Annotated in this window: 19 protein-coding genes; 13 read left to right on the forward strand and 6 right to left on the reverse strand. The window is 40.5% G+C overall.

Annotated features, from left to right (window positions below):
* Positions 1 to 232: 232 nt before the first annotated feature.
* From PGP85_RS19245 to PGP85_RS19265, 5 genes are all read left to right on the forward strand, one after another.
* A complete protein-coding gene (locus PGP85_RS19245; RefSeq protein WP_270328908.1) occupies positions 233 to 907 on the forward strand; it encodes a BppU family phage baseplate upper protein in 675 nt (224 codons plus the stop codon).
* Positions 837 to 1,655, forward strand: a complete 819-nt coding sequence (locus tag PGP85_RS19250; RefSeq protein WP_270328910.1) for a hypothetical protein — start codon at positions 837 to 839, stop codon at positions 1,653 to 1,655. The genes PGP85_RS19245 and PGP85_RS19250 overlap by 71 nt, the downstream gene beginning before the upstream one ends.
* Before the next feature lie 57 nt (positions 1,656 to 1,712).
* A complete protein-coding gene (locus PGP85_RS19255; protein ID WP_176675549.1) occupies positions 1,713 to 2,012 on the forward strand; it encodes a hypothetical protein in 300 nt (99 codons plus the stop codon).
* Positions 2,009 to 2,221 (forward strand): phage holin, encoded by a 213-nt coding sequence (locus tag PGP85_RS19260; RefSeq protein WP_176675548.1) that lies wholly within the window; start codon positions 2,009 to 2,011, stop codon positions 2,219 to 2,221. Before PGP85_RS19255 ends, PGP85_RS19260 begins: the two co-directional genes overlap by 4 nt.
* A gap of 105 nt (positions 2,222 to 2,326) precedes the next feature.
* The gene (locus PGP85_RS19265) at positions 2,327 to 3,340 is read left to right on the forward strand and encodes a peptidoglycan amidohydrolase family protein (RefSeq protein WP_270328913.1); all 1,014 of its coding nucleotides are present in this window, start codon (positions 2,327 to 2,329) and stop codon (positions 3,338 to 3,340) included.
* A 93-nt stretch (positions 3,341 to 3,433) separates the two neighbouring features.
* On the opposite strand, the gene PGP85_RS19270 is transcribed toward PGP85_RS19265, so the two are convergent.
* Positions 3,434 to 4,195, reverse strand: coding sequence for an LptM family lipoprotein (locus PGP85_RS19270; RefSeq protein WP_270328915.1), 762 nt, complete (start codon positions 4,193 to 4,195; stop codon positions 3,434 to 3,436).
* A 777-nt stretch (positions 4,196 to 4,972) separates the two neighbouring features.
* Here PGP85_RS19270 and PGP85_RS19275 point away from each other — a divergent pair.
* Entirely contained in the window at positions 4,973 to 7,615 is a 2,643-nt protein-coding gene (locus PGP85_RS19275) for a cation-translocating P-type ATPase (RefSeq protein ID WP_010742848.1), read from the forward strand.
* Between the two features lie 84 nt (positions 7,616 to 7,699).
* Here PGP85_RS19275 and adhE (PGP85_RS19280) read toward each other — a convergent pair whose 3' ends face one another.
* A complete protein-coding gene (gene adhE / locus PGP85_RS19280) occupies positions 7,700 to 10,300 on the reverse strand; it encodes a bifunctional acetaldehyde-CoA/alcohol dehydrogenase (protein WP_270328916.1) in 2,601 nt (866 codons plus the stop codon).
* Positions 10,301 to 10,708: 408 nt separating this feature from the next.
* Between adhE (PGP85_RS19280) and tgt the strand changes: the two genes are divergently transcribed.
* The 7 genes from tgt to PGP85_RS19315 all read left to right on the forward strand — a co-directional run bounded on the left by tgt (position 10,709) and on the right by PGP85_RS19315 (position 19,769).
* Positions 10,709 to 11,854 (forward strand): tRNA guanosine(34) transglycosylase Tgt, encoded by a 1,146-nt coding sequence (gene tgt / locus PGP85_RS19285; RefSeq protein WP_010742850.1) that lies wholly within the window; start codon positions 10,709 to 10,711, stop codon positions 11,852 to 11,854.
* 86 nt (positions 11,855 to 11,940) lie between these two features.
* Positions 11,941 to 12,309 carry a preprotein translocase subunit YajC gene (gene yajC / locus PGP85_RS19290; protein ID WP_010742851.1) on the forward strand — a complete coding sequence of 123 codons (369 nt, stop codon included), beginning with the start codon at positions 11,941 to 11,943 and terminating at the stop codon, positions 12,307 to 12,309.
* 279 nt (positions 12,310 to 12,588) lie between these two features.
* Positions 12,589 to 14,193, forward strand: coding sequence for a prealbumin-like fold domain-containing protein (locus tag PGP85_RS19295; protein ID WP_270328917.1), 1,605 nt, complete (start codon positions 12,589 to 12,591; stop codon positions 14,191 to 14,193).
* A gap of 287 nt (positions 14,194 to 14,480) precedes the next feature.
* Positions 14,481 to 17,081: a bifunctional acetaldehyde-CoA/alcohol dehydrogenase gene (adhE, locus tag PGP85_RS19300; protein WP_010742853.1), complete on the forward strand. Its 2,601-nt coding sequence runs from the start codon at positions 14,481 to 14,483 to the stop codon at positions 17,079 to 17,081.
* Positions 17,082 to 17,376: 295 nt separating this feature from the next.
* Complete coding sequence (locus tag PGP85_RS19305) at positions 17,377 to 17,850, forward strand: hypothetical protein (RefSeq protein ID WP_010742854.1); 474 nt, start codon at positions 17,377 to 17,379, stop codon at positions 17,848 to 17,850.
* Between the two features lie 139 nt (positions 17,851 to 17,989).
* The gene (locus PGP85_RS19310; RefSeq protein ID WP_270328918.1) at positions 17,990 to 19,156 is read left to right on the forward strand and encodes an MFS transporter; all 1,167 of its coding nucleotides are present in this window, start codon (positions 17,990 to 17,992) and stop codon (positions 19,154 to 19,156) included.
* The gene (locus PGP85_RS19315; protein ID WP_270328920.1) at positions 19,128 to 19,769 is read left to right on the forward strand and encodes a FadR/GntR family transcriptional regulator; all 642 of its coding nucleotides are present in this window, start codon (positions 19,128 to 19,130) and stop codon (positions 19,767 to 19,769) included. Before PGP85_RS19310 ends, PGP85_RS19315 begins: the two co-directional genes overlap by 29 nt.
* A 28-nt stretch (positions 19,770 to 19,797) precedes the next feature.
* On the opposite strand, the gene fni is transcribed toward PGP85_RS19315, so the two are convergent.
* Genes fni through mvk form a run of 4 tightly spaced genes read right to left on the reverse strand, consistent with a single transcriptional unit; the run spans position 19,798 to position 23,843 of the window.
* Complete coding sequence (gene fni / locus PGP85_RS19320; protein WP_270328921.1) at positions 19,798 to 20,841, reverse strand: type 2 isopentenyl-diphosphate Delta-isomerase; 1,044 nt, start codon at positions 20,839 to 20,841, stop codon at positions 19,798 to 19,800.
* A complete protein-coding gene (locus PGP85_RS19325; protein ID WP_010742858.1) occupies positions 20,831 to 21,919 on the reverse strand; it encodes a phosphomevalonate kinase in 1,089 nt (362 codons plus the stop codon). The genes fni and PGP85_RS19325 overlap by 11 nt, the downstream gene beginning before the upstream one ends.
* Positions 21,920 to 22,909 (reverse strand): diphosphomevalonate decarboxylase, encoded by a 990-nt coding sequence (mvaD, locus tag PGP85_RS19330; RefSeq protein ID WP_270328922.1) that lies wholly within the window; start codon positions 22,907 to 22,909, stop codon positions 21,920 to 21,922.
* Entirely contained in the window at positions 22,902 to 23,843 is a 942-nt protein-coding gene (mvk, locus tag PGP85_RS19335) for a mevalonate kinase (RefSeq protein WP_010742860.1), read from the reverse strand. The genes mvaD and mvk overlap by 8 nt, the downstream gene beginning before the upstream one ends.
* Positions 23,844 to 24,165 lie beyond the last annotated feature (322 nt).

Here is a 24,165-nt window from a genome sequence, read left to right on the forward strand (position 1 = left end):
GTAAGCACTACTGGAAAGAAGTTGAGGAGTATGTCAAAGAGATCCGCTAACGTCGCCAACTGCATAGAAAAAGGCAACCAGTGGTCGGTTGCCAGTGAGCTAGTTGAAATATGCTTGCGCCCATTGAAGGAAAAGCCCAGCTCACAACGATTATATCACAAAAAAACACCAAGCTTTCGCTCAGTGCTAAACGTTATCTCATCCATAATATTATAGCATAGGAGCGATCGCCTTGGAACTGTTCGAAGAGATAGATGTAAGAGAAACAAAATTCAAAGCAAAACGAATACTAGCTTCATACCGTCGTCTGAGTAGGATCGCAGGACAGGACGAGATTAATTTGCGATCACCAATTATAAGCGATATGCCGAGAACGCCGAGTTCATATACAAATAAATCAGAAGTAATTAGCTCTGATGGGATTGAAGTAAAGGATGCAAAAAAGGGTTTGTTTCAATACACCTTTCCTAGTGAAGCATTTGGTGTTGCGGGGCCTTATGAGCGGTCGTATTTCCAATTCACCGATAAGAACGGAGTTGTTGCTACCACTGGAGACTTCGAGGTTATCGTATTAGACAATACCGATTTAACTGCTAATGAAGCTGAGACAATCATATCTGAATATAATAAGCTTGTTGAGGAATTACAACAGTTACAGAAAAAAAGCATTTCTGACTTAAGACAACAACAAGAAGATTATGTTATTGAGCTTGCTCAGGCGTTCGCTGAACTAAAAAGTGATGTAGCTACTTTAGAAAGCAAAATTAAAACCTATGAGACTGGTGTTTCAAAAACAGCTACCGACGCGCAGACAGCTATCAACAAAACGAAATCTGATGCGCACGCAGACTGCGGTAGATACTACAGCAACCAACGCAAAGAACACCATTTCAACCGCTGCTACTAATGCTGCTAAAATGATTTCGGATGCGCTGGAAGAATTCAAAGCAGGAGATTTTTACACTAAGTCAGAAGCAGACAATCATTTTGCTAAGACTGCTGATTTGACTAAAAGTAAAGTTGGACTCGGCAATGTCGACAACTACGCTACTGCTAATCAGACCGATGCAGAGCAGGGACTAGCAGGAAATAAGTTTATAACACCGATGGGCGTCAAGCAGCACGTAGATTCTCGTATGGCTGATTATTCGGAAATTAGCGTGGGGCAATCTGATGACAAAATGATTTCTCCTAAAACGTTAGCAGACACAATAAAATTCAAAGAAGTTTTTAAAGAAGGGATTGCGTTATCAAATGTAGCAAATGAAGGAACATTAGTACCTCATGGAGATTCTGTTGGTGGATCGCTAAATCATGTGAATAATAGACCATATACTGTCAATAGCGATGGATCGTTTACATTCAAAAGAGCAACAAATTTAATAGTGACTGGAGGTATGAAGCTAGTTGTTGGTGATACAAATCCAACTGACTATTTACATGTTAATGCATATGTAAATAATGCCTTGAATGAGTTTATTGCTTTGGGTGCTACCGCAGCTACCAACGGAACACTTCGATTGACTTGGTCAGCGATGGGGCAAAGGGTTATTTCTGTCAATAGCGGGGATGTACTATCCTTAAAAATTGGATTAAGATCAGGGAAACAAGCATTTGCAGTGCAATTAACGTCACTAAAAATTGAAGAGGTATAACTTGTTTCAGCACACTTTCGAGTGTGCTTTTTATTTTGATGTAAAGAGGGAGTGCAAATGTTAAACATTGGAGAAATCGCAACTTGGGCGGGGTGGTTTGCCACAATTGCTGGTCTGATTTTGTTAGTCATACGTCCGATTTTAGCGAGTTTCACAAAAATATCGGACAATCTAACGAAAATGGCACACAGCTTAGACTTAATCAATCGTGATTTAGAGATGAGTAAATCTGATCGTGTGTCCATCCACAATGAGCTGAAGACTCATGATGAACGTTTAGATCGTCACAACGATCGATTAATTGAACACACTGAACAGATTAAAACATTGTTTAAAGAAAGTGGGGTAAAACAATGAAACTAAGCAACAAACAATACGACTTTATCAAACGATTTTTAACGATCGGTGTGCCAGGCATTACCGCTTGTATCGTGACGTTAGGCGGTTTATATGGCTTTGATACAAAAGTGATTGTGGGGACAATTACGGCGCTTGCTACGTTGTCAGGGGTACTTTTGAATGTGGTTAGTAATAATTATGATTCTGATAATAAGGAGGGAAAATAGCATGGACATGAAAAAAGCACAAGAAAAATACGAGAAATCAGATGACAAAAATGTTGGATTACAACCGCAACCAAAAGAAATCGAAGAAAAGAAGGAGGACAAATAATGGCTATTAATATTGAAACGGGTTTAGATGTAGTTCAGAGATTCGTCAACAATTGCTATTACAGCATGTATGGCTCACGATATTACACAGATGGCACTTGTGATTGTTCAGGGTCTGTCTATCGTATTTTACGTGAATCAGGTGGTTTTGATTATGGATATATTCCGAGTACCGAAACGTTGCACGATTACCTTACGAAGTTAGGATATGAAAAGATCGCCGAGAACAGCGACTTTCCGATGCAACGCGGAGATATCATCATCTGGGGACAAAAAGGATACTCTGCCGGTGCCGGTGGTCACACAGGGATTGCACTAGATAATCAAAATTGGATAGAATGCACAGGATGGAAGGATACAACAATTATTGCCAATCATGATCAACGATGGGTAATGGCTGGGTGTCCTTATTTTTATGCCTATCGGTTGAATTCCACGCCTAAACCAAATCCAAGTCCAGCACCAGCGCCTAAACCTCAACCTTCTGGAAATAAAAATGGTATTGCGATCGATAATATCACCAAAGATCAGGCGGTAAAAATGGTTCAGCGTATTCAAACGAAATACGCCTGGACGTTGCTTCGTGACCAAGTGAAACGAGTATTGCAGCCGAACAAAGTCTATACGCTGGTTATCACTTGCGATTCAAAATGGAAGTATGAGAATGCGGTCAATCGTTTGAAACAAGAGCTTAAAACATACTATCCAGGCTACATGCAGCAAAACATTGCGATCGTTGATGGAGACAAACCTATAATCAAGATCGAGGCACGAAATTTGAATGATGAGCAAAGCAAGAAGATGGAAGGCCACATGCGCAACTTCTTGAAAGATGTACTTCTTGATAAGCAGACTTATGCGGAGAAAAACTCTTATGGAACATACGACGTTCGTGTCAAAGGGGAAGGCTTCAATGATCATGACGCGCCTATTGGATTGAAAGAGATTCAAGAGATGGGTAAAGCAAAGGATGTTGGCATTAATCCTGCGCATATTAAAGGATTTAAGTATTAAAAGTTAAGCTCCCTACCTTAGTTGGTGGGGAGCTTTTTTTGTATAGTTAGAAATAAAAATTCAAAAACATTGTATTCAAATAAAGAGTTTTTATCATTTTTTCAATTTAAATCTTTCGGGGTGAAAAGCAGAGTTACCACCCATCTTCTCTTTTGTACTATCGTAAACGAAAGTTATTAATGGTGGATTTTCCGGATTTAATGAACCTGTGATTAATTCTTGTACTTTTACTCCAACCGTGTCTATTAATTCTTGCCGGTTTGCTTCTGTGTCATACTTCATATCTTGCTTAATGTAGACATCCACAGCGTCATAATTACCTCCAGTTGGTAAAATGCTAGTCACATAGCCGCCCGATACATCAATTATTTGTTGTAAATTACTTTGCAGTTCTGGCAATTTTTCCGCAATAGCCTGATTTTTACGAGCTGTTTCTTCATCTATACTACTTTTCTGTGCTGCCGCTTGACTTTCCTCTAATGCTCTTTGTGTGCTGGGTTCTTGTATTTCAGCATTTATTTTCTCTTTATATTCAGAACTGTCTAATTGCAATTTGTACTCTTTTTTATTTCCTTTCATGTCTGTTGCGACAAGTATGGCATCGTTAATAGGGTCGTTTAAATGTATACTTTCAGAGAAGCTATCATCTTCGTTCCGAGTAATGGTTATTGGACTATTATTGATTGTAATTGTTGTTCCCTTTGGAGCTTTCCCTTCGATAATAAAATCTCCGTTTTCAGTGACTACTAAATCTTTAGATTTTAAAGTTAGTATTTCGCTTTCCTTTTCTTTACCACACCCAGATAATCCAACAATAAATATCAATGCTATAATGATCCCAACAATTTTTTTCAAAATTTCCCCTTCTTTCAATAAAATGATACATTTCAGATGTATTGTATCATTTAAAGCCTATTACTTTAAGACAATATTTTTATAATGAAACGAGTCGGGATTAATTCGGGATATTTAAATTATTCATTAGTAAAACCGCATAGTTAAAGGGTATAAGCCTCTATGCGATGTTCGTTAAATAATAGAAGAAAGGCCAACGAATTTTTTCGTTGGCCTTTTTGAGCAGCAAAAAAGCCAAGCTCTCGACTGCCTGGCTCTTAGAATATCGGAAGGATTAGTTCATTCGAATTTTATATTACTTTTATGATACATGCAAAGTATTACATGAATTTCTTGACTATAAACATAAATATTTGTTTTTACTACGTTTTCACTTTTATTCAGTTTTAAAGAAACTTTTCTAACTTACGTATCTTTTTACTTGTGTGTTTGATGTACTACTCAACCTGTGATACGCATTCACTATTTATAAGGAAATACTTCACACGCATACTATTAACAACTTTTAGGTGAATCTTGTATTACTAACAATTTTTATTGTTTACTTTTTTCTACTTTCTTATCGAGAAATCCTTCGAATGATCTAAGTTCCTCCTTCCTTGTATCTATAATATAGCACAACTCAGTAGTTTTTGGAAGCGATTACACTTGGTTATTTTGAATGTTTCTTTTTGTTACTTTTTGACGAAAGGACAAGGTGTATACTTTGAGTTCTGTGTCTTTTCTGTGTTATAGTAAATATATAAAGAGGTTTTTTATAACGCAAGGAGGAATAGGATGGAACCCTACAAAGAGACGGTTGATGCCGTGATCAGTGAATATCAAGCTGATTTAGATAATGGACTGACAGAGAATAGTGTTGAAGAAAAAATAAAAAATAACGGAAAAAATAAATTTGAAGAAGCGCCGAAGGAATCATTGGCGAAAAAGTTTTTCCATAGTCTGACGGATTTCACTACGATTATATTATTGGTGGCAGCAGTGATATCGCTGTACACCGCGATTGCTACTGATCATGGCGACTATTTTGAAAGCTTTTTGATCATTGCGATTGTCGTGATCAACTCAGTTTTAGCAATTGTTCAAGAAGGCAATGCAGAAAAGGCACTGTCGGCATTACAGGACATGAACAAACAAACGGCCACTGTTATACGTGACGGCAAGCAGCAGGAGATTGACGCTGAAGAATTAGTACCAGGAGATACATTATTACTGGAATCCGGTTCGATGATTACTGCTGACGCTCGTATTGCAGAAGCATCACAGCTGCGAGTGGAAGAATCAGCATTGACAGGTGAAAGCGAACCAGTCATGAAAGACTCGGAATATTTGGGAGAAGCAGATGATGCGTTGGGCGATCGTTTGAATATGCTTTATAAAGGTTCGACTGTAGTCAATGGCCGCGGTAAAGCGATTATTACTGCAACGGGCATGGAAACCGAAATGGGAAAGATTGCCGGACTCTTAAATAGCGATGAAAATCAAAAAACACCTCTGCAAAAACGATTAAATCAATTAGGCAAACGAATCAGTTTGATCGCTTTGGCAGCTGCGGCTTTTGTGTTTTTCATCGGAGAGATGCAAGGTGAACCAATGTTGGATATGTTCATCACGGCGATTTCTTTAGCAGTAGCCGCTGTTCCGGAAACATTGACCGTTATTGTGACACTGACTTTGGCATTTGGCGTCCAGAAGATGGCGCAGAAAAATGCGATTATTCGTCGATTGCCTGCGGTGGAAACACTTGGTTCAGCCAATGTCATTTGTTCAGATAAAACTGGTACCTTGACACAAAATAAAATGCGGGTTCGTCGAGTATGGACGCATGGCGATTCTGTCGTAGATACTGAAGAAGGTATGACGGAAGAGGCAATGGAAGTCTTAAGTATTGCGGCTTTGTGTACCGATGTTGTAGTAGAAAATGATGACAATGAATTGGAAATCAAAGGAAATCCGACAGAAGCTGCGATTGTTCGTGCAGTAGAAGAAAATTACCATACGAAAGCTGAATTGGAAGAAAAATATCCGCGAATTGGAGAAATACCTTTCGACTCTGAGCGAAAGATGATGACGACAGTACATAAGCGCGGGAAAAAATTTATTTCTATCACTAAAGGTGCTTTCGATGTTTTACTACCAAAATTTCATTATGGCGATGTAGATCAGGCTGCGATTGTTAATGACCGCTTTGGGAAAAAAGCCTTGCGGGTTATTGCTGTGGGCTATGCGATCCATGAAGAAGAGCCGAAAGAAATTACCTCGGAAGCGTTGGAAAAGAATCTGCGTTTGATGGGTCTGATCGGAATGATCGATCCGCCGCGTCCAGAATCAAAAGCCGCGATTGCGCGTGCTAAAAAAGCAGGGATCAAAACAGTCATGATCACAGGAGACCATGTTGTAACTGCTGGAGCGATCGCCAAAGAACTTGGCATTATGAAGAGTCGTAAAGAAGCGATTTCTGGGGCTCAACTGCAAAAAATGACCGATGAAGAGTTAGACGGCCGAGTGAAGAACTTGTCTGTTTATGCACGAGTGACGCCGGAAGATAAGATCCGAATCGTTAAATCTTGGCAACGAACAGGTGCGGTTGTAGCGATGACCGGTGATGGCGTAAATGATGCGCCGGCTTTGAAAGCTAGTGATGTAGGGTGTGCAATGGGGATTACCGGAACGGACGTGGCCAAAGGTGCGGCCGATATGGTATTGACCGATGACAATTTTGCGACGATCGTTGATGCGGTAGCTCGCGGACGGTCAGTTTATCAAGGAATCCGTAAAGCAATCAATTTCTTGTTGAGCTGTAATATCTCTGAGATCTTTATCGTAGTCATTGCGATGCTGCTTGGTTGGGGGGCACCGTTTACAGCTGTTCAATTGTTGTTTGTTAACGTAGTAGCCGATGGATTGCCAGGCTTTGCTTTAGGTAGAGAACCGGCAGAAGCTGGAATCATGGATGAAAAACCGATTCCTCGTGATGAGGGAATCTTTGCTCGCGGGTTATGGCAGAAGATCGGTCTAAATGCTGCGATCTTTACGGTTGTGACTTTGATTGGTTTTTACATTGGGGCATTTGTTGAGCATGTCAGCTACTTTACACCACCAAGCTTAGAAGTTGGTCAAACAGTGGCATTTCTAGTGTTGGCGTTCTCGTCGATCTTGCATGTCTTTAATGTACGCAGCAGCAAATCGATCTTCAAAATCGATTTGGCAACGAACAAATCATTGGCACAAATGGCTTGGTTAGCGCTTGGGATCACAACAGCGATTGCTTTGATTCCGCAAACTCAGGAACTGTTCTATCTTGTTCCGATCAGCATGAATCATTGGGTAATTGCGATCTTGCTATCCATAGTTCCGATTGTTGTGACTGAATTGATCAAGTTCCATAAAGCACCCGAAGTAGATCCGGAAAATATTTAAACTAAAAAACCTTCGATGACGAAAATCATCGAAGGTTTTTTTGCAGTGATGACCACTGCTTAGGAGTAAAACGATCCTGCCGTATTACGCTTTGTAATCGTAAGCTGTCACGATAATTCCTTTCAATTCGCTGATCAATGGTTCTTTTGGATTGGCAGTTGTACATTGATCTTCATAAGCCAATTCAGCCATCCGATCTACCGTTGAATCCAAGGTTTCTTGCGTCACGCCTTGTGCTTTCAAGCTCATGTCGATACCGACCTTCAAGCCCAGTTCATAAACTTCTGTAATTAATGCTTCCACTAATTCTTCTGTTGTTTTTCCTTTCAAGCCTAAGAATTTCGCGATATCTGCGTAATCAGTGTCTGCACGGAAGTAGTCATATTTAGGGAACATCGCATGTTTTTGCGGATCTTTGGCATTGTAACGGATGATATGAGGCAATAGAATTGCGTTCGTACGTCCGTGAGGAATGCCGTATTCTCCACCAATTTTATGTGCGATTGAGTGACAAATTCCCAAGAAGGCATTAGCGAATGCCATGCCAGCCATTGCTGAGGCGTTATGCATTTTTTCGCGAGCAGTCTCATCGCCAGTCTTAACCGATTCTTCAAGGTAATCGAAGACGATCTTGATGGCTTGTAAGCTTAAGCCGCGTGTATAATCTGATGCCATTACTGAAACGTATGACTCGATTGCGTGAGTCAACACATCCATCCCTGTATCCGCCGCGATTGATTTAGGCAAAGTTAAGACAAATTGTGGATCAATGATCGCCACGTTTGGCGTTAAGGCATAATCCGCCAATGGGTATTTCACATGGGTTTCGCTATCTGTAATAACCGCAAACGGTGTTACTTCGGCACCTGTACCAGAAGTTGTCGGAATACAAACTAATTGTGTTTTTTCTGGAGGTGCAATACCATAAGTCCGTTTACGAATATCCAAGAATTTTTGTTTCGCGCCGAAGAATGACGTATCTGGGTGTTCAAAGAACATCCACATGCCTTTCGCCGCATCCATCGCAGAACCACCACCAAGCGCGATGATCGTGTCAGGTTGGAAGTTTACGATCATTTCTAACCCTTTGTATACAGTATTCGTAGAAGGATTTGGTTCAACATCAGAGAAGACTTCTACTTTCACATCATTTTTACGTCTGCCGAGGGCTTCCCGTACGATGTCAGCATAACCAAATTGAACCATACCTGGATCACAAACAAGCATGACACGTTCCACATTTTCCATTTGAGCCAGATACAATAGAGAGTTCTTTTCAAAGTAGATCTTTGGTGGAAGTTTAAACCATTGCATGTTTTTTCTCCGTTTCGCTACAGTTTTGATATTGATCAAGTCAAGAGCAGAGACGTTATGAGAGACTGAGTTCTTCCCATAAGAGCCGCAGCCCAACGTTAGTGATGGAATCAATTCATTGTAGATATCACCGATGCCGCCTTCAGAAGATGGTGAGTTGACCAATATCCGACATGCTTTCATACGCAAACTGAAATCTAATTCAACATCGGGATCTTCTGTATGGATTACTGCTGTATGACCGAGTCCGCCTAACTCCAGCATCCCTTCAGATAAATCAAGACCATGCTCGGTATTATTCGATTTGATCATTGCTAGAACAGGTGATAATTTTTCACGAGAAAGCGGATAATCCGGGCCGACTCCGTCTAACTCCGCAATCAGCATCTTGGTGCCTTCTGGAACTCCGATACCTGCTAAGTCAGCAATTGCTTTAGCGGAGAAGCCGACGATTTTAGGATTAACTGCATACTTTCCTTCGTTCATGACAACAGCTTCTAATTGACGCAATTCACTTTTCTTAACGAAGTAAACCTGATGTGCTTGGAATTCTTTTTTCACATCTTCATAGATTTCTTTGTCAACGATGACCGCTTGTTCAGAAGCACAAATCATTCCGCTGTCAAAGGTTTTTGATACAAGTAAATCATTGACCGCGCGTTTGATATTAGCGGTTTTCTCGATATAAGATGGCACGTTCCCTGGTCCTACACCTAAAGCGGGCTTCCCGGTCGAGTAAGCCGATTTGACCATTGCGCCGCCTCCGGTTGCTAAGACAATCGCAATGCCGGGATGATTCATTAATCCTTGGGTTGCATCAAGTGAAGGTGTTTCAATCCATTGAATACAATTTTCAGGAGCCCCCGCCGCAACAGCCGCGTCACGCACGATTCGAGCTGCCTCTGCCGAACATTTTTGTGCGCTTGGATGGAAAGCGAAGACAATCGGATTACGAGTCTTAATCGCAATCAGCGATTTGAATACAGTTGTTGACGTTGGATTAGTAGTCGGTGTTACACCGCAAATAACCCCCACAGGCTCAGCTATCTGGACAAGGTGCTTTTGTTTGTCCTCGTAGATCACCCCGGCGGTCTTATCGTGTTTGATATTGTTCCAGATGTATTCGGAAGCATACATATTTTTGATTGCTTTGTCCTCAACAACCCCACGACCCGTTTCATCTACTGCCATTTTTGCCAACAACATGTGTTTGTCCAGTGCTGCCATCGCCATTTCGTGAACGATATGGTCCACTTTTTCTTGATCAAAGCTAGATAAAACCTTTAATGCGTCGTTTCCTTTCGTTGCTAGGTCATTGACCATAGCCTCAACATCGATTGGTTCCTTCTTCTTCTCTGCCGCTTTAACCATTTCTTACCTCCTAATATTTTTTTACACATCCATCATAATTGGTATAGCTCTAAATGTAAACGCTTCCTCTAATTAAATATTCATTTCACAATAAGGGAATGTAAATATTATAAAATTAGAATAATATTAAAATAATTCCAGTTAAATAATTTGGTATAGGCTAAAAACGATCGTGAGGGGATTTTCGATTGCCAATAATCTGTTTAAATATTATCGAAAGAGCGGAATGTGCTATTTTGTTTTATTTGAATAAAATTAAAAAAACAAACTTTGTACTATTATGAACAATACTGTTTTTCTTCCTATAGGAAGTCTTAAGCTGCTCACGGAAAGTTGCAAAAGCAGGTTAAAACCAGTATTATGATACAAGTTGCAAACACATACATATAGAAGAAAGTAGGAAATTAAATGACTGAACCTGCCATTTCTTATCGTTTAATAAAGAAAGAAAAACATACAGGGGCGCGTCTTGGAGAAATCATCACGCCTCATGGAACATTTCCAACACCAATGTTCATGCCCGTAGGCACGCTGGCTACCGTAAAAACAATGTCTCCTGAGGATTTAAAAGAGATGGGAGCCGGTATCATCTTAAGTAACACGTACCATCTTTGGTTGCGTCCTGGCGAAGATTTAGTTGCTGAAGCAGGCGGACTGCACAAATTTATGAATTGGGATCAACCGATCTTAACGGATTCTGGCGGTTTCCAAGTTTTCTCATTAGCTGATATGCGTAATATCGTTGAAGAAGGCGTTCATTTTAAAAATCACTTGAATGGATCAAAAATGTTCTTGTCACCAGAAAAAGCGATCGACATTCAAAACAAATTAGGCTCAGATATCATGATGAGCTTTGATGAATGCCCGCCATTTGACGAAAGCTACGATTATGTCAAAAAATCGGTAGAACGTACCTCACGTTGGGCTGAACGCGGCCTGAATGCTCACGCCAATCCAGCAACACAAGGATTATTTGGAATTATTCAAGGTGCCGGTTTTGAGGATCTGCGTCGCCAAAGCGCGAAGGATCTAGTAAGCATGGATTTCCCTGGTTACTCTATCGGCGGCCTCTCTGTTGGTGAACCAAAAGAAGAAATGAATCGTGTATTGGAATTTACTACTCCGTTGATTCCAGAAAACAAACCTCGCTACTTGATGGGCGTCGGTGCGGCGGATTCGTTGATTGACGGTGTTATTCGCGGTGTTGATATGTTCGACTGTGTATTGCCGACACGTATCGCTCGTAATGGGACATGTATGACATCTGCTGGACGCTTGGTTGTTAAAAACGCGAAGTATGCTCATGACTTCCGTCCTTTGGATGAAAAGTGTGACTGCTATACTTGTCGTAATTATACTCGGGCGTATATTCGTCACTTGATCCATTGTGATGAAACCTTTGGTATTCGTTTGACCTCTTATCATAATCTGTATTTCTTGATCAACTTGATGAAGCAAGTGCGTCAAGCGATTATGGATGATAATTTATTAGAATTCCGCCAAGCATTCTTTGAAGAATACGGCTTTAACAAGCAAAACGCAAAAAGTTTTTAAAGGATAGATAAAAACTCTAGTGAAAGATTGAAAACTTTGTTACAGTTAAAAGTGGAATTACTAAGATTGCGAGGGGAAATTTAAAAATGGGAAACTTTTCAATGATTATCTTACTTGTGTTGATGCTGGGAATGTTCTTCATGATGAACCGTTCTCAAAAGAAACAACAGCAAGAACGTCAAGGTGTATTAGATGCAATGAAAGTTGGCGACAGTGTTGTAACGATTGGCGGCTTGCATGGTGTGATTTCTGAAATCAACAGCGGCGACAAGACAGTTACTTTGGACTGTGAAGGAATCTACCTAGTATTCGATCGTTCTTCAATCAGAACGGTTCAATCAGGTGTACGTCCTGCTGCAGCGCCTGTTGAAACAAAAGTTGTTGAACCAGAAACAACAGAGCCAGTTGAAACCGTTGTTGAAGAAACACCTGAAGATAAAACCGAAGATAAGTAGGAATTATTTCTTACATTAATATTTTCTGCTGGGAAGCGCGTATTTTTATACGCGCTTTTTTTTGCGTTGTATCAAAAAAACCAGATTACTTACTAAGACTAAAAATTAAGAAAGATAAGATTTGAAAAACAGCTCAGTTACCCCTCATTTTTTGAGAAAATAAGGAAAAGCGATGTGTTAGACAGAAATTCATGAAAGACTGTTCATCGGAACAATGAATTTCAGGATAAATATTCTATTTTTGACTAGGAGAGAGGGAATTTATGGGAGGGGAAAAGAATGAGGAAAAGTATTTTGTCTGTTCTGGTGTTGATTTTACTGCTAGGGTCCTATGTGGTGACTATGGGAACGATATGTCCGATAGTCTCGACCGCTGCAAACGATATTTCAGATAAAATCAGTCTTATTGATCTGAAGCTGGTAAAAGATACTGGCGGCGAAGTTTCGGAAGAAAACAAGATCCATGTGGATGATATCGTTCAAATGAATTACACAGTAAAAATCAATCAAGAGAAAAATGATGAGATTAGATCGGGAGATACCTTTACTGTTTCTTTGCCAGATGATCACTATTTTAGCAGCCACGAAAACCCGCCATCACTCCAACTAAAAGATGGGACGACGAATGAAATCTTTGGACTGGGCTCATTAAGTAAAAATTATTTTACCGTGACACTAAATAAACAGGCTACCAGTCAGACAATGCTGAACAATCTGAAATTAACGGTCAAGCTGAAAGCGATAAAGGCAGGTAATAAAATCAATCCAGGCGGAAATGACTCTCTCAATAGTTCAACATTAGAAATTGTTGAATTACGGACTCCAATCGATGATTTGATTCAGGTGGTAACCAAAGTAGAAGGGGTTGGAGCTCTAAAGGATTTTAAAAACTTTGAATATGTACTTGTAGACAAGAGCGAATCAATGAATCCTATCGCCTATGGAATTACAGAAAGGAAGCTGAGTCAAAAGAATGATCCAGTCAATGTAGTTTTTTACAAAAATAAAACAGCTCAAGGAGAGTATCTAGATAGAATTGACGGAAATACGGGGGCGATGGGGTGGTCTTCGCTGTTAAAAGATAATCACAGCTATTTGATTCGGGAAATAACCAATCCAAGTTATTCAACGGTGATTACAGGAGGAGCGGGAGAAGGAGATCAGTACGAATACCAAACTGAAAACACTCAAACAGCCCGCTTTTTGATTTTGAATCGACCGACAGTGAAAGAACAGTTTTCAAATGATTTTGTGGCTGTCTCTGCACTGGCGATTCCTCAAATGAGAAAAGAACCCCAAGAGAAACCTGCTGCAAAACAAAAAGCTAAAGAAAATGCAATGAAGTATCAGGCAGCACCAGCATCATCTTCTTCCACCTCTGAAGAAGAGATGAAAGATGAGAAAGGAATTACTTTAACCAAAATAGATTCATCGACAGGCGATAAACTTCAAGGAGCCAAGTTCGAATTGAAAAATGCAGAAGGAGAGGAGTTGTATCTTCGAAAAGAACTAATTACCGATGAAAATGGAAAGCTTCATATTAACCCACTGCCTGCAGGTAACTACTCTTTGGTAGAAGTAGGGGCTCCAGAAGGCTATCAACTTGATAGTGATCCACTAGAATTTACTTTTGATAAAGAGGATCAATTCTTGGCACTGACTAAGGAAAATACAAAGGAAGGAAAAGCTGCTCCTGTGAAAAAAGTATTCCCTAAAGAAACGGAAACTAGCCAAAAAGCAAGCAGCGAACAAACAAATGAATCACCTTCAAATTCAACAAAGAAACAGTATCCGCAGACTGGTATGGCGGAAAATAAGTTTCTTTTACTGCTCGGCGGCGGATTACTCGCTGTAGTATGGATCTTTCTCAAAAAAAATAGTTAAAAACGAAACTGGTTAGCAGAGAACGGCTAATCAGTTTTTCATATTTATCTTTTTTGAATCAGATAGAAATCTGTCTGGCAAAAAAACATTGTGAAAAAAGTTCTTTAAGAGTCTCTAAATTTTTTTAATCTCTCAAAAAAACAAATGTTCCTTACTCATTGTTTTAATGGCATTTGTTAATAAAAAATATTAGTGTGAAAAATATCACAAAAACTGTTTACAAACAGGAATCAGTGTTGTATGATATCTATGTGAAAAGTAACACAAAAATTTTTAGGAGGATACACATGGCTAAAGCGATTGAAAAGGAAAAAAACACGGTTAGTGTTGAGCAAGTGATTGACGAACTAGCGACAAAAGCAAATGTTGCTCTGAAAGAAATGGAAGATTTCGATCAAGAAAAAGTTGACCATATCGTTCACGAAATGGCAATGGCTGCACTAGACAAGCACATGATGTTGGCAAAAATGGCGGTTGAAGAAACTGGCCGCGGAGTTGTTGAAGATAAAGCCATCAAAAACATGTATGCATCAGAATATATCTGGAACAGCATTAAACATGATAAAACAGTTGGTGTAATCGGCGAAGACAAACAAAAAGGCTTAATTGAAGTTGCCGGACCTGTCGGAGTTGTTTGTGGGGTAACGCCTACGACAAACCCAACTTCTACTACAATATTTAAATCAATGATCGCATTAAAAACAGGGAATCCAATTGTATTTGCATTCCACCCAAGTGCTCAAAAATGTTCGGCTGAAGCTGCACGTATCGTTCGTGATGCTGCAATCGCAGCGGGCGCTCCTGAAAACTGTATCCAATGGATCGAAAAGCCATCGATTGACGCAACATCAATGTTAATGAACCACCCTGGCGTAGCAATCGTTCTTGCGACTGGCGGACCAGGCATGGTTAAATCAGCATACTCTACTGGTAAACCAGCTTTAGGTGTAGGTGCTGGTAACGTTCCTTCATATATTGAAAAAACTGCGAAAATCAAACGTGCAGTAAATGACTTGATCGTATCAAAATCATTTGATAATGGTATGATCTGTGCTTCTGAACAAGCGGTCATCGTTGACAAAGAAGTCTACGAAGAAGTGAAAGCTGAATTCCAAGCGCATCAAGTATACGTAGTGAAAAAAGCAGAATTAAAGAGATTAGAAGACGCTGTAATGAATGAAGGCAAATATGCAGTTAACCCTGCAATCGTTGGTCATTCAGCTGAAGATATCGCACAACGTGCAGGTATCAAAGTTCCTGCAGGCACAAAAATTCTGATTGCAGAATTAGACGGTGTAGGCGCTGATTATCCATTATCACGTGAAAAACTTTCTCCAGTTTTAGCAATGATCAAAGCAAACGATCATGTACATGGATTCGATCTTTGCCAAGGAATGCTTGAATTAGGCGGATTGGGACATACAGCGGTTATCCATACTGAAGACGAAGACTTGCAAGTGAAATTTGGTTTGCGTATGAAAGCTTGCCGTATCTTAGTAAATTCACCATCTGCTGAAGGCGGTATCGGTGATATCTACAATGAAATGATCCCATCATTGACTCTTGGTTGTGGTTCATACGGTAAGAACTCTGTATCTAAGAACGTATCTGCTATTAACTTAATCAATGTTAAAACTATAGCGAAACGGAGAAATAATATGCAATGGTTTAAATTACCGTCAAAAATCTACTTCGAAAAGAACTCTCTATTGTATTTGACACAAATGGAAAACGTTGAACGTGTTATGTTAGTTTGTGACCCTGGTATGGTTCAATTCGGTTACGCTGACATCGTTCGCGAAGTTCTTGGACGTCGCAAAAATGACGTGAAAATCGAAGTCTTCTCTGATGTTGAACCTAACCCTTCAACAAACACTGTTTATAAAGGCTTAGAAGTATTCAACGACTTCCAACCTGATACAGTAATCGCTCTTGGTGGTGGTTCTGCAATGGATGCGGCGAAAGGTATGTGGATGTTCTTTGAACACCCAGACACTTCATTCTTCGGCGCGAAACAAAAATTCTTGGATATCCGTAAACGGACGTACAATATCGGCAAACCTGAAAAAACTCAGTTCGTATGTATCCCAACAACTTCTGGTACTGGTTCTGAAGTAACACCATTTGCCGTTATTACAGATAGTGAAACACATGTGAAATACCCATTAGCAGACTACGCATTGACTCCAGATGTAGCGATCGTGGACCCTCAATTTGTAATGACAGTACCTGCTTCAGTTACTGCTGATACTGGTATGGACGTATTGACTCACGCAATCGAGTCTTATGTATCTGTTATGGCTTCTGACTATACACGTGGTTTAAGTTTACAAGCGATCAAGATCGTCTTTGAAAACCTTGATAAATCAGTGAAAACGGCAGATCCAGAAGCGCGTGAAAAAATGCATAACGCCTCAGCAATGGCTGGTATGGCATTTGCTAATGCCTTCTTGGGAATTTGTCACTCAATCGCACATAAAATTGGTGGAGAATACGGTATTCCTCACGGACGTACGAATGCAATTCTATTGCCTCATATTATCCGTTACAATGCCAAAGATCCGCAAAAACATGCGATGTTCCCTAAATATGACTACTTCCGTGCAGACACTGACTATGCAGATATTGCGAAGTTCTTAGGACTTAAAGGCAATACAACAGCAGAATTAGTTGAAGCGTTGATCGAAGCGGTTTACAACTTAGGAACAGAAGTTGGGATTGACATGAACTTGAAAGCGCAAGGCGTGACTCAAGAAACGTTGAATACAACAGTTGATCGTATGTCAGAATTGGCTTATGAAGATCAATGTACAACAGCAAATCCTAAAGAACCATTGATCAGTGAGTTGAAAGAAATCATCGTAACAGCTTACGATTACAAAGCATAGAGCTTAGCAAGGGCCCTCAATATGAGGGCTCTTTTTTTTGATAAATCGGAAGAAAGGCAAACACGATGCAATTTTTTTACGTAAAAATCTAATGGTATAAGAACAAGTTATCAAAGCCTAAAATTGATATTCAGCGGCTAGTTATAAAAAAATTTTCATATTTTTTAGAAAAAAATAATTCTGATTTTTTTTATTTAAAATGTTCAGTTTTTTTAGACAAAATGAATCTCTTTGATTGTTATAGCCTGTGAAAAACGATAGACTAGGATTAGGATGAGAAGAAAGGTTCGAGGGCATGGAGAAACTGAAACGTGAGTTAGAAGAATTAGGAAACTTAAATGCGCGACTAGGTGCATTAATTGATTATTTAGTAAATGAAAAAAAATTGATGGCCAGTAAAGCCAATCATATCTTTATGCTAGACATGCAAGATTATGTCGCTGCGATGAATCAATTTGCTCCTTCAGAGTCGAAAATTTCTGTGACACCTCCTGAAATCAAACAAATCAATCATCTGCTGACACAACAATACGAATTGTTAAAGCTTGTCGAAAGAGATTACACTCGTCTCGAAGCTTCTGGAAAATTACCAGAGGATCTGACGTTTGATGAGAGTAAGAAGAAATATTTTAGACGTTTGAAAATTATTAATCAATTATTACTGCAAGACAATATCTTTTTTCAGTCAATGCTGGATGCCAAAAAAATTAGTGGAAACATCCGGATTGGTGAAAAGAAAAGTTGGCTTCAGCGAATATTTAGAAGGTAAAGAAACTCATTTGTGGGTTTCTTTTTTTGTGTGCCAAACTATTCACAGATAAAGAAGTTCCTAATAGAATTGTAAAGCTCCTTTTAAAATGATAGGATGAATTTAAAATACATCAGATGAATTTTAAAAGGAGGTTTTTATGAAAAATAAAAAAATGGTTCTTGTAGTATTTATTGTGGCGCTGAATCTGCGATTGGGGATTTCTTCGATACCGCCCTTGATCGGATTGATCAAACAAGATTTGCAGCTGAACAATTTTCAAGTGAGTTTGCTAACGAGTATTCCGGTAATTTGTATGGGGGTCATGGCCTTTGGCGTTAAACGGATGCAGCAGCAAATAGGCCGTGACCGCAGTATCCTGTTCTGTTTGTTTATTTTAGCCATGGGTACGGCGAGTCGGATTATTTTCTCTAATTATCTAAGCTTAGTTATTTCAGCAGTCGTGATCGGATTCGCTATCGCAATTATTGGGCCTTTACTTTCAAGTTTGATCAAGGAATATTTTCCGCGGCAAACGGGTTTGCTGATCGGTGTCTATTCCATCAGTATGGGTGTTGGTTCGGCCGCTGCATCGAGATTCAGTCTTTCTTTGGCCGATTATTCATGGCCCTTTGCATTGGGGATTTGGAGTGTGTTAGCGATAGTTGCGGGTGTTGTTTGGTCTTTTGTCATGGGAAAGAAGACGATCCAGTCGTCAGCTTCTATTACTTCGAGCGGGTTCCCGCTAAAAAAACTGCAAGCGTGGAAGATGGTTCTATTCTTTGGATTACAATCAGGAATGTTTTACGGCGTGAGTACTTGGCTAGTGGAGCTGCTTGTTCAAAAAGGTTTTTCTCGCGGCGAAGCCAGTCAGTATTTGACTATTTTTGTAATCGTTCAAATGATTTTCAGCTTTGTTATTCCAGTCTTAATGGACCATTGGGGAAATACGCGGCGTTGGATTTTGATTTGCGGAGGTCTGATATTGTTAGGAGTTGGCTGCCTATTAACGAATACTCTTTTCTTATTGATCAGCGGAATCGTTCTGATTGGTTTTGGTTTGGGCGGCTATTTTCCAATCGCTATGCTGCTGCCATTACAAGCAAGTGTAGATCCGTTAGAGGCTAGTTTATGGACTGGAATGGTACAATCTTTCGGGTACATTGTCGGTGGCTTGATCCCAATTCTTTTAGGAATAGCAGTTGATATTTTTAGATCTTTCAATGTCTTTTTATATGTTATGATTATTTTGTGTAGCGGGATCTTGCTGCTGACAATACAAGGAAGAGGCTATGAAAATGACGAAAAATCGCAATCTGGTGAATGAGACGATTCAGCAAGTAGAAAATTATATTCAGCAAAACGAATTGATGATCGGGGATAAATTACCGATTGAAAAAGAATTGGCCGAAATTTTCGGAGTGGGTCGTTCGACTTTACGAGAAGCGGTAAAGATTTTAGTCTATAGCAATGTTTTAGAAGTGAAGCAGGGCTCAGGTACATTTGTCAAAAATGGCAGTATTGGAGAATTTTCAACGACGGATCTTTTACGAGCACGTTCAATGATTGAGAGTCAGGCGATTGTTCTGGCAGCGATGTATCGAACAGATAAAGACATGCTGCGATTAAAGGAAGTGCTGTTTCAAAGGAATCGGTTATTAGAGGCCGGAAATTTTTCCGAATATATCGAGGCAGATTTGGCTTTTCATCAACAGATCGTGGCGATGAGCCAAAACCCATTCTTGATCAAATGGTACAATGAGCTGCTATCGGATATCAAACTGCATTTAAGCCAACAGGTCTTGCGGATGGAAGATTATCAAGACAATACAAGTTTGCATAATACAATTTATCGAGCGTTGCTTGAGGGGAAAGCTGAAGAAGCGCAAGCGATGGTTCAAAAGAATATCTTTACAGATGAAGAGGATGAGATCGGTTGATCTCATCCTCTTATTTGCTGGTTCAGATTTAGCTGCGTGTTGCTAATTTTTTATAATCAATTCCACGGGCCTGGCACCATTCTTTTGGTGCGCCGCTTAGAATGATTGGATTATGAATTAAATCAGCAGTCGTAGCTTTATCGGTCATTAAATACAATCGGCGAAGCTGTGTTTTCCAGTCCTCGATCATTTCGACTGTAGCATCGATTCCGTTACTGAGAAGGTGATCCAAAATAGTAGCAGAGATACCAACCGCTTTGGCGCCTAAGCAGAGAGCTTTGAAAATATCATAAGCATCCCGGATACCTCCAGAAGCTAAAAGTGTCAGCTCATCAACCTCTTGGGCTTCTAAAAGGGAGATCACCGTTGATTGTCCCCAATCGTCCAAGTAGTTCAGTTCCCGTTTTTTACGGCGGGCATTTTCGATTTGCGAAAAGCTTGTGCCGCCGCGACCGGAAACATCCACCGCCTTAACACCAAGTGATTGCAGCTGCTGAATGGTTTCTTTACTCATGCCAAAACCGACTTCTTTAATGATCACTGGAACAGGTAGTTGTTGAATAGTTGTTTGAATATTTTCAGGCCACTCATGGAAATCACGATCGCCTTCAGGCATGACCAGTTCTTGCGGCACATTCAAATGGATTTGCATACCATCTGCTTGAAGCAGGTCGACGATTCTTTTGGCGTCGTCGCTTGTTCTGCCGGCGCCCATATTTCCTAAGATCAACCCATTCGGATTTACTTCGCGGACAACAGTATAAGAGTCAGCTACAGCGGGATCTTTTAGGGCAGCACTGACTGAGCCCGTTGCCATCATTAAGTTGGTCTCGCGAGCGACGATCGCTAAATCGTGGTTGATCTGTTTGGTTTTTTCGCTGCCGCCAGTCATGGCGTTGATGTAAAAAGGCGTACTGAGTTTTAACCCCAGAATTTCTGTACTTAGATCGATGTCTTCTGGTCGTGCAGCAACCAAAGAAGAATGAACCAAACGAATGGCATCAAAATCATTCTCTTTTGGCTTCTGATGAAATGCGCGTGCCAGAGAAACGTGTTCATCTTTACGATTCATAGCGATCCTCCGTGAAGTGATAGACGTGCAAAGGCAAAGGAGTAATGCCCGCCTTTTCCCAAGAACTCATCAGAGGCAAGATTCCGGCACGTTTATCCACGATGACGATTCCGCAGTCGCCGCCGCCAGCACCAGAAGATTTTGCGGCACCGCCGTATTTCTCAGCGAGATCATTCAGACGTTTCAATTCCTCTGTTTCAATCGATACGTTGCTTAAACTAGTTAATTGATTTAACAAACTGCGATTTTTGCGAATCATTTTTTGAATCAGCGAGATATCATTCTGTTTAAAGCCTTGAATCATTTGGTTGACGCAATCTGTGCTGTCTTGTAAAAAATTCTCGTAGGATGTTTTCTTCTCATTGCGGGATTGATGAACCTGATCAACTAAATCAGAAGTCGACGCGGGACTGCCGGTCCAGCCAATTAATAAACGCAAATCTTCAGGAACTTGCAAAGGTTCGATTTGCAGGTTTGGCCAATCGCTTTCAATCAAAGTAGACATTTTCTCAGATTCTAATTTAGCTAGAACCCATTCGTGATCAAACGTGGAAAAAGCTAGCCAGCCGCCGTAACAGCTTGCCGCAATATCGCCGCAGGAGCCATTTCCTTGGACGTTCAAATGAGCTAAAGTTGCCAATTTAAACAGTTCAAGTTGTGAAAGCTGCAGATCGTAAAAAGCATTCAGGGCCTTGACGGTCGCCACAGTTACAGCGCCGCTAGAACCTAGGCCATATTTTCGGCCGTTGGAATTATCTAATTCGCTCGTTACTTTCAAATCAAAGAAAGCAAGTTTTTTTCCTTTTTCCTGTGCGAACTTTTCAGTAAAGTGAATCGCCGCTAAAATATAATGAAAAGGATTGTCGCGAATGTCTAAAACTAGTTCATTTTTGCGACGAGTCCAACGAACGGGCATGTCGCTATATTGAGCGGATTGGATGCTGCCGCTTTTTTTTGCGGGGCCGATAGAGACCGAAATAAATTGATCAATCGCCACGATGATCGCCGGATGTCCCGGTTCCACTACCGCGTATTCACCAGCAATATATAATTTACCTGGTGCAGTTACTTCGATCATTTACGCTTCCTCCTCTGACAAAATTTCAATTGCTGGACCTGTATGAGCAACAACGACTTGTTGCGCGTCAAACTGATCTCTTAGAGCATTTAATAAAGCTTCTTCATTTTTTCGTTCAACCAGAATTTTGACATTTGGACCTGCGTCCATCGTGAAATAGCAGGGCAAACCATCGTTTCTAATTTGGCGGACAAGATTCATCGCCTTCATACTTTCCGCAGACCAATAAGTAAAGGGCGGTGTAGCTGCTAAAGTTGTCCCATGCATTTTTAAAGCACTGGCTTCGGTCACTTCTCCAAGAGCAATGAAGTCTTTCTCGGCGATGGCCTTTCTTGCTTTAGTTAAATCGTGCGGTACAGTTTGCAGCCAGCCATCATAAAAAGCAGATGTTTCAACCGTTCGCTGCATTCCGTCACGACTGGAAATATCCTTTTGAGCGTCGTTGACCACGACGAAAATCATGCTAAGCTGATCTTCAAAACCGTCACTAGCAATTCCTACTGCATAAGAAGTTTCATCAGAAGTCCCTTTTTGCCATTCTGAAAAACCACCATAAATACTGCGGCAGGCAGAACCAGAGCCGCGACGCGCTAAACGTGATAGCTCTTCTGAAGAAAGATCCAATTTTAATGCTGCGCTGGCAGCACCTGCTAAAGCAGCCAAGCCGCTAGCAGAAGAAGCCAAGCCAGCAGCAGTCGGTACAAAATTTTGACTGCGAACCGTTGCATACAGCGTACAATCGGCTTTTTCGCGCGCTAAATCAAGAAAGCGACTCACTTTTAAGGTCGCTTTCGAATCTTGCAGTTGATTATCCAAATAGAATTGGTCTTCGGTCAGGTCTTTTGAAAAGAGTACTTGTGTTTCAGTATAAAAAGCATCCAATGTTAATGATAAGCTATTGTTCATTGGAATAATCAGTTCTTGGTTTTCTTTGCCCCAATATTTAATCAAGGCGATATTCGTATAAGCCCGAACTTTACCACTAAACATGTGCGTACACACCTAACCCTTCAATCCATGTATTTCGCGCGCCGGCATCTAATAAGATGCGTTGCAGCTGACGACCGCGTGTTTCATTTTCTGCTAAAGCGATCATGCATCCGCCACGGCCTCCGCCTGTTAATTTGGCGCCTAGCGCCTGATTTTCTAAGGCTGTTTCGATCAGGTGATCTAAGTGGCGGTTGCTGGTGCCTAATAGCCGCAATAAACTTTGCGCTTGATTCATGCAGTCGCCTAAAATTTGTGGGCGGTTTTGTAAAATCGCTTGTTGAGCTTGACCAGTCAGTTTGCCTAATGTCCGCATTTGTTTGCTGATTTCATAGGGCCGCAGCTCCATCAGTTTTGCAATATCTTTGACAGCCTTGCGTGTCTGACCTTTGACGCCAGTGTCGGCGACGACTAAAAAAGCATCCATATTTAATTGGAAGGGTTGGAAGCCGATTCCTTTTTGGTAAAGGATCGGTTCGGTGCCGCTGATCGTTGTGGCATCAATGCCGCTAGGATTGCCATGGGCAACTGCTTCGGCTTGGTTTACAAAATGCAGCACTTTTTCCTGTGTTGCTGGTTCTTCCATCCAGTCGAAGACGGCGCGTGTGATTGCAACGGCAACAGCCGCGCTAGAGCCCATTCCGCGTTCTGCTGGAATCGAGCTTTCAATTTTTAAATAAAATGGTTCTGGAATTTTAAAATGTTTCACTAAATACCAAAGTAAGACCGTAACATTTCGCATCGTAGTTGGAGCTTCTGAAAGCGGTCCGTGGAAGAAGCTGGATTCGATCCAGGATTCTAATTTATTTGCGCGAATCGTCGCTTGGATTCCTGTTCCTGAAAAAGGAAAGGCGATCGCTGGTTCCCCGTAGACAACCGAATGCTCTCCCATTAATATGATTTTCCCGCTGGCATAACCCGTGCCAATCGATTTCATTAAAAAAACCCCTATTTCGTTTTAGAGTAATTATTTTCCCCCAGAGAAAATAAAAGTGATTACCAACGCAGCTCACTACTGTCTAGTAGTGATTCTAAAGCAATTAATTTTTTAGCGAAAGCAATACGTTTTTTGTCTTCTACCTGAATAAACAGGGCCTGTTTTTTACTTAATAGCAGTTATCCTTTTAAGTCTCTTTCTCATTTTACTCAGAGAATGGGGACAAGTAAACGAAACGACTGAAAAGTTTTTGAAAATCAACGATTTTTTAAACATTCCTTAGAAGAAAAAATTGAATTATTTTAGAAGTATTTCGTTTGAC

Source organism: Enterococcus malodoratus (assembly GCF_027659535.1).
In the GTDB taxonomy this organism is placed as follows: domain Bacteria; phylum Bacillota; class Bacilli; order Lactobacillales; family Enterococcaceae; genus Enterococcus_A; species Enterococcus_A malodoratus.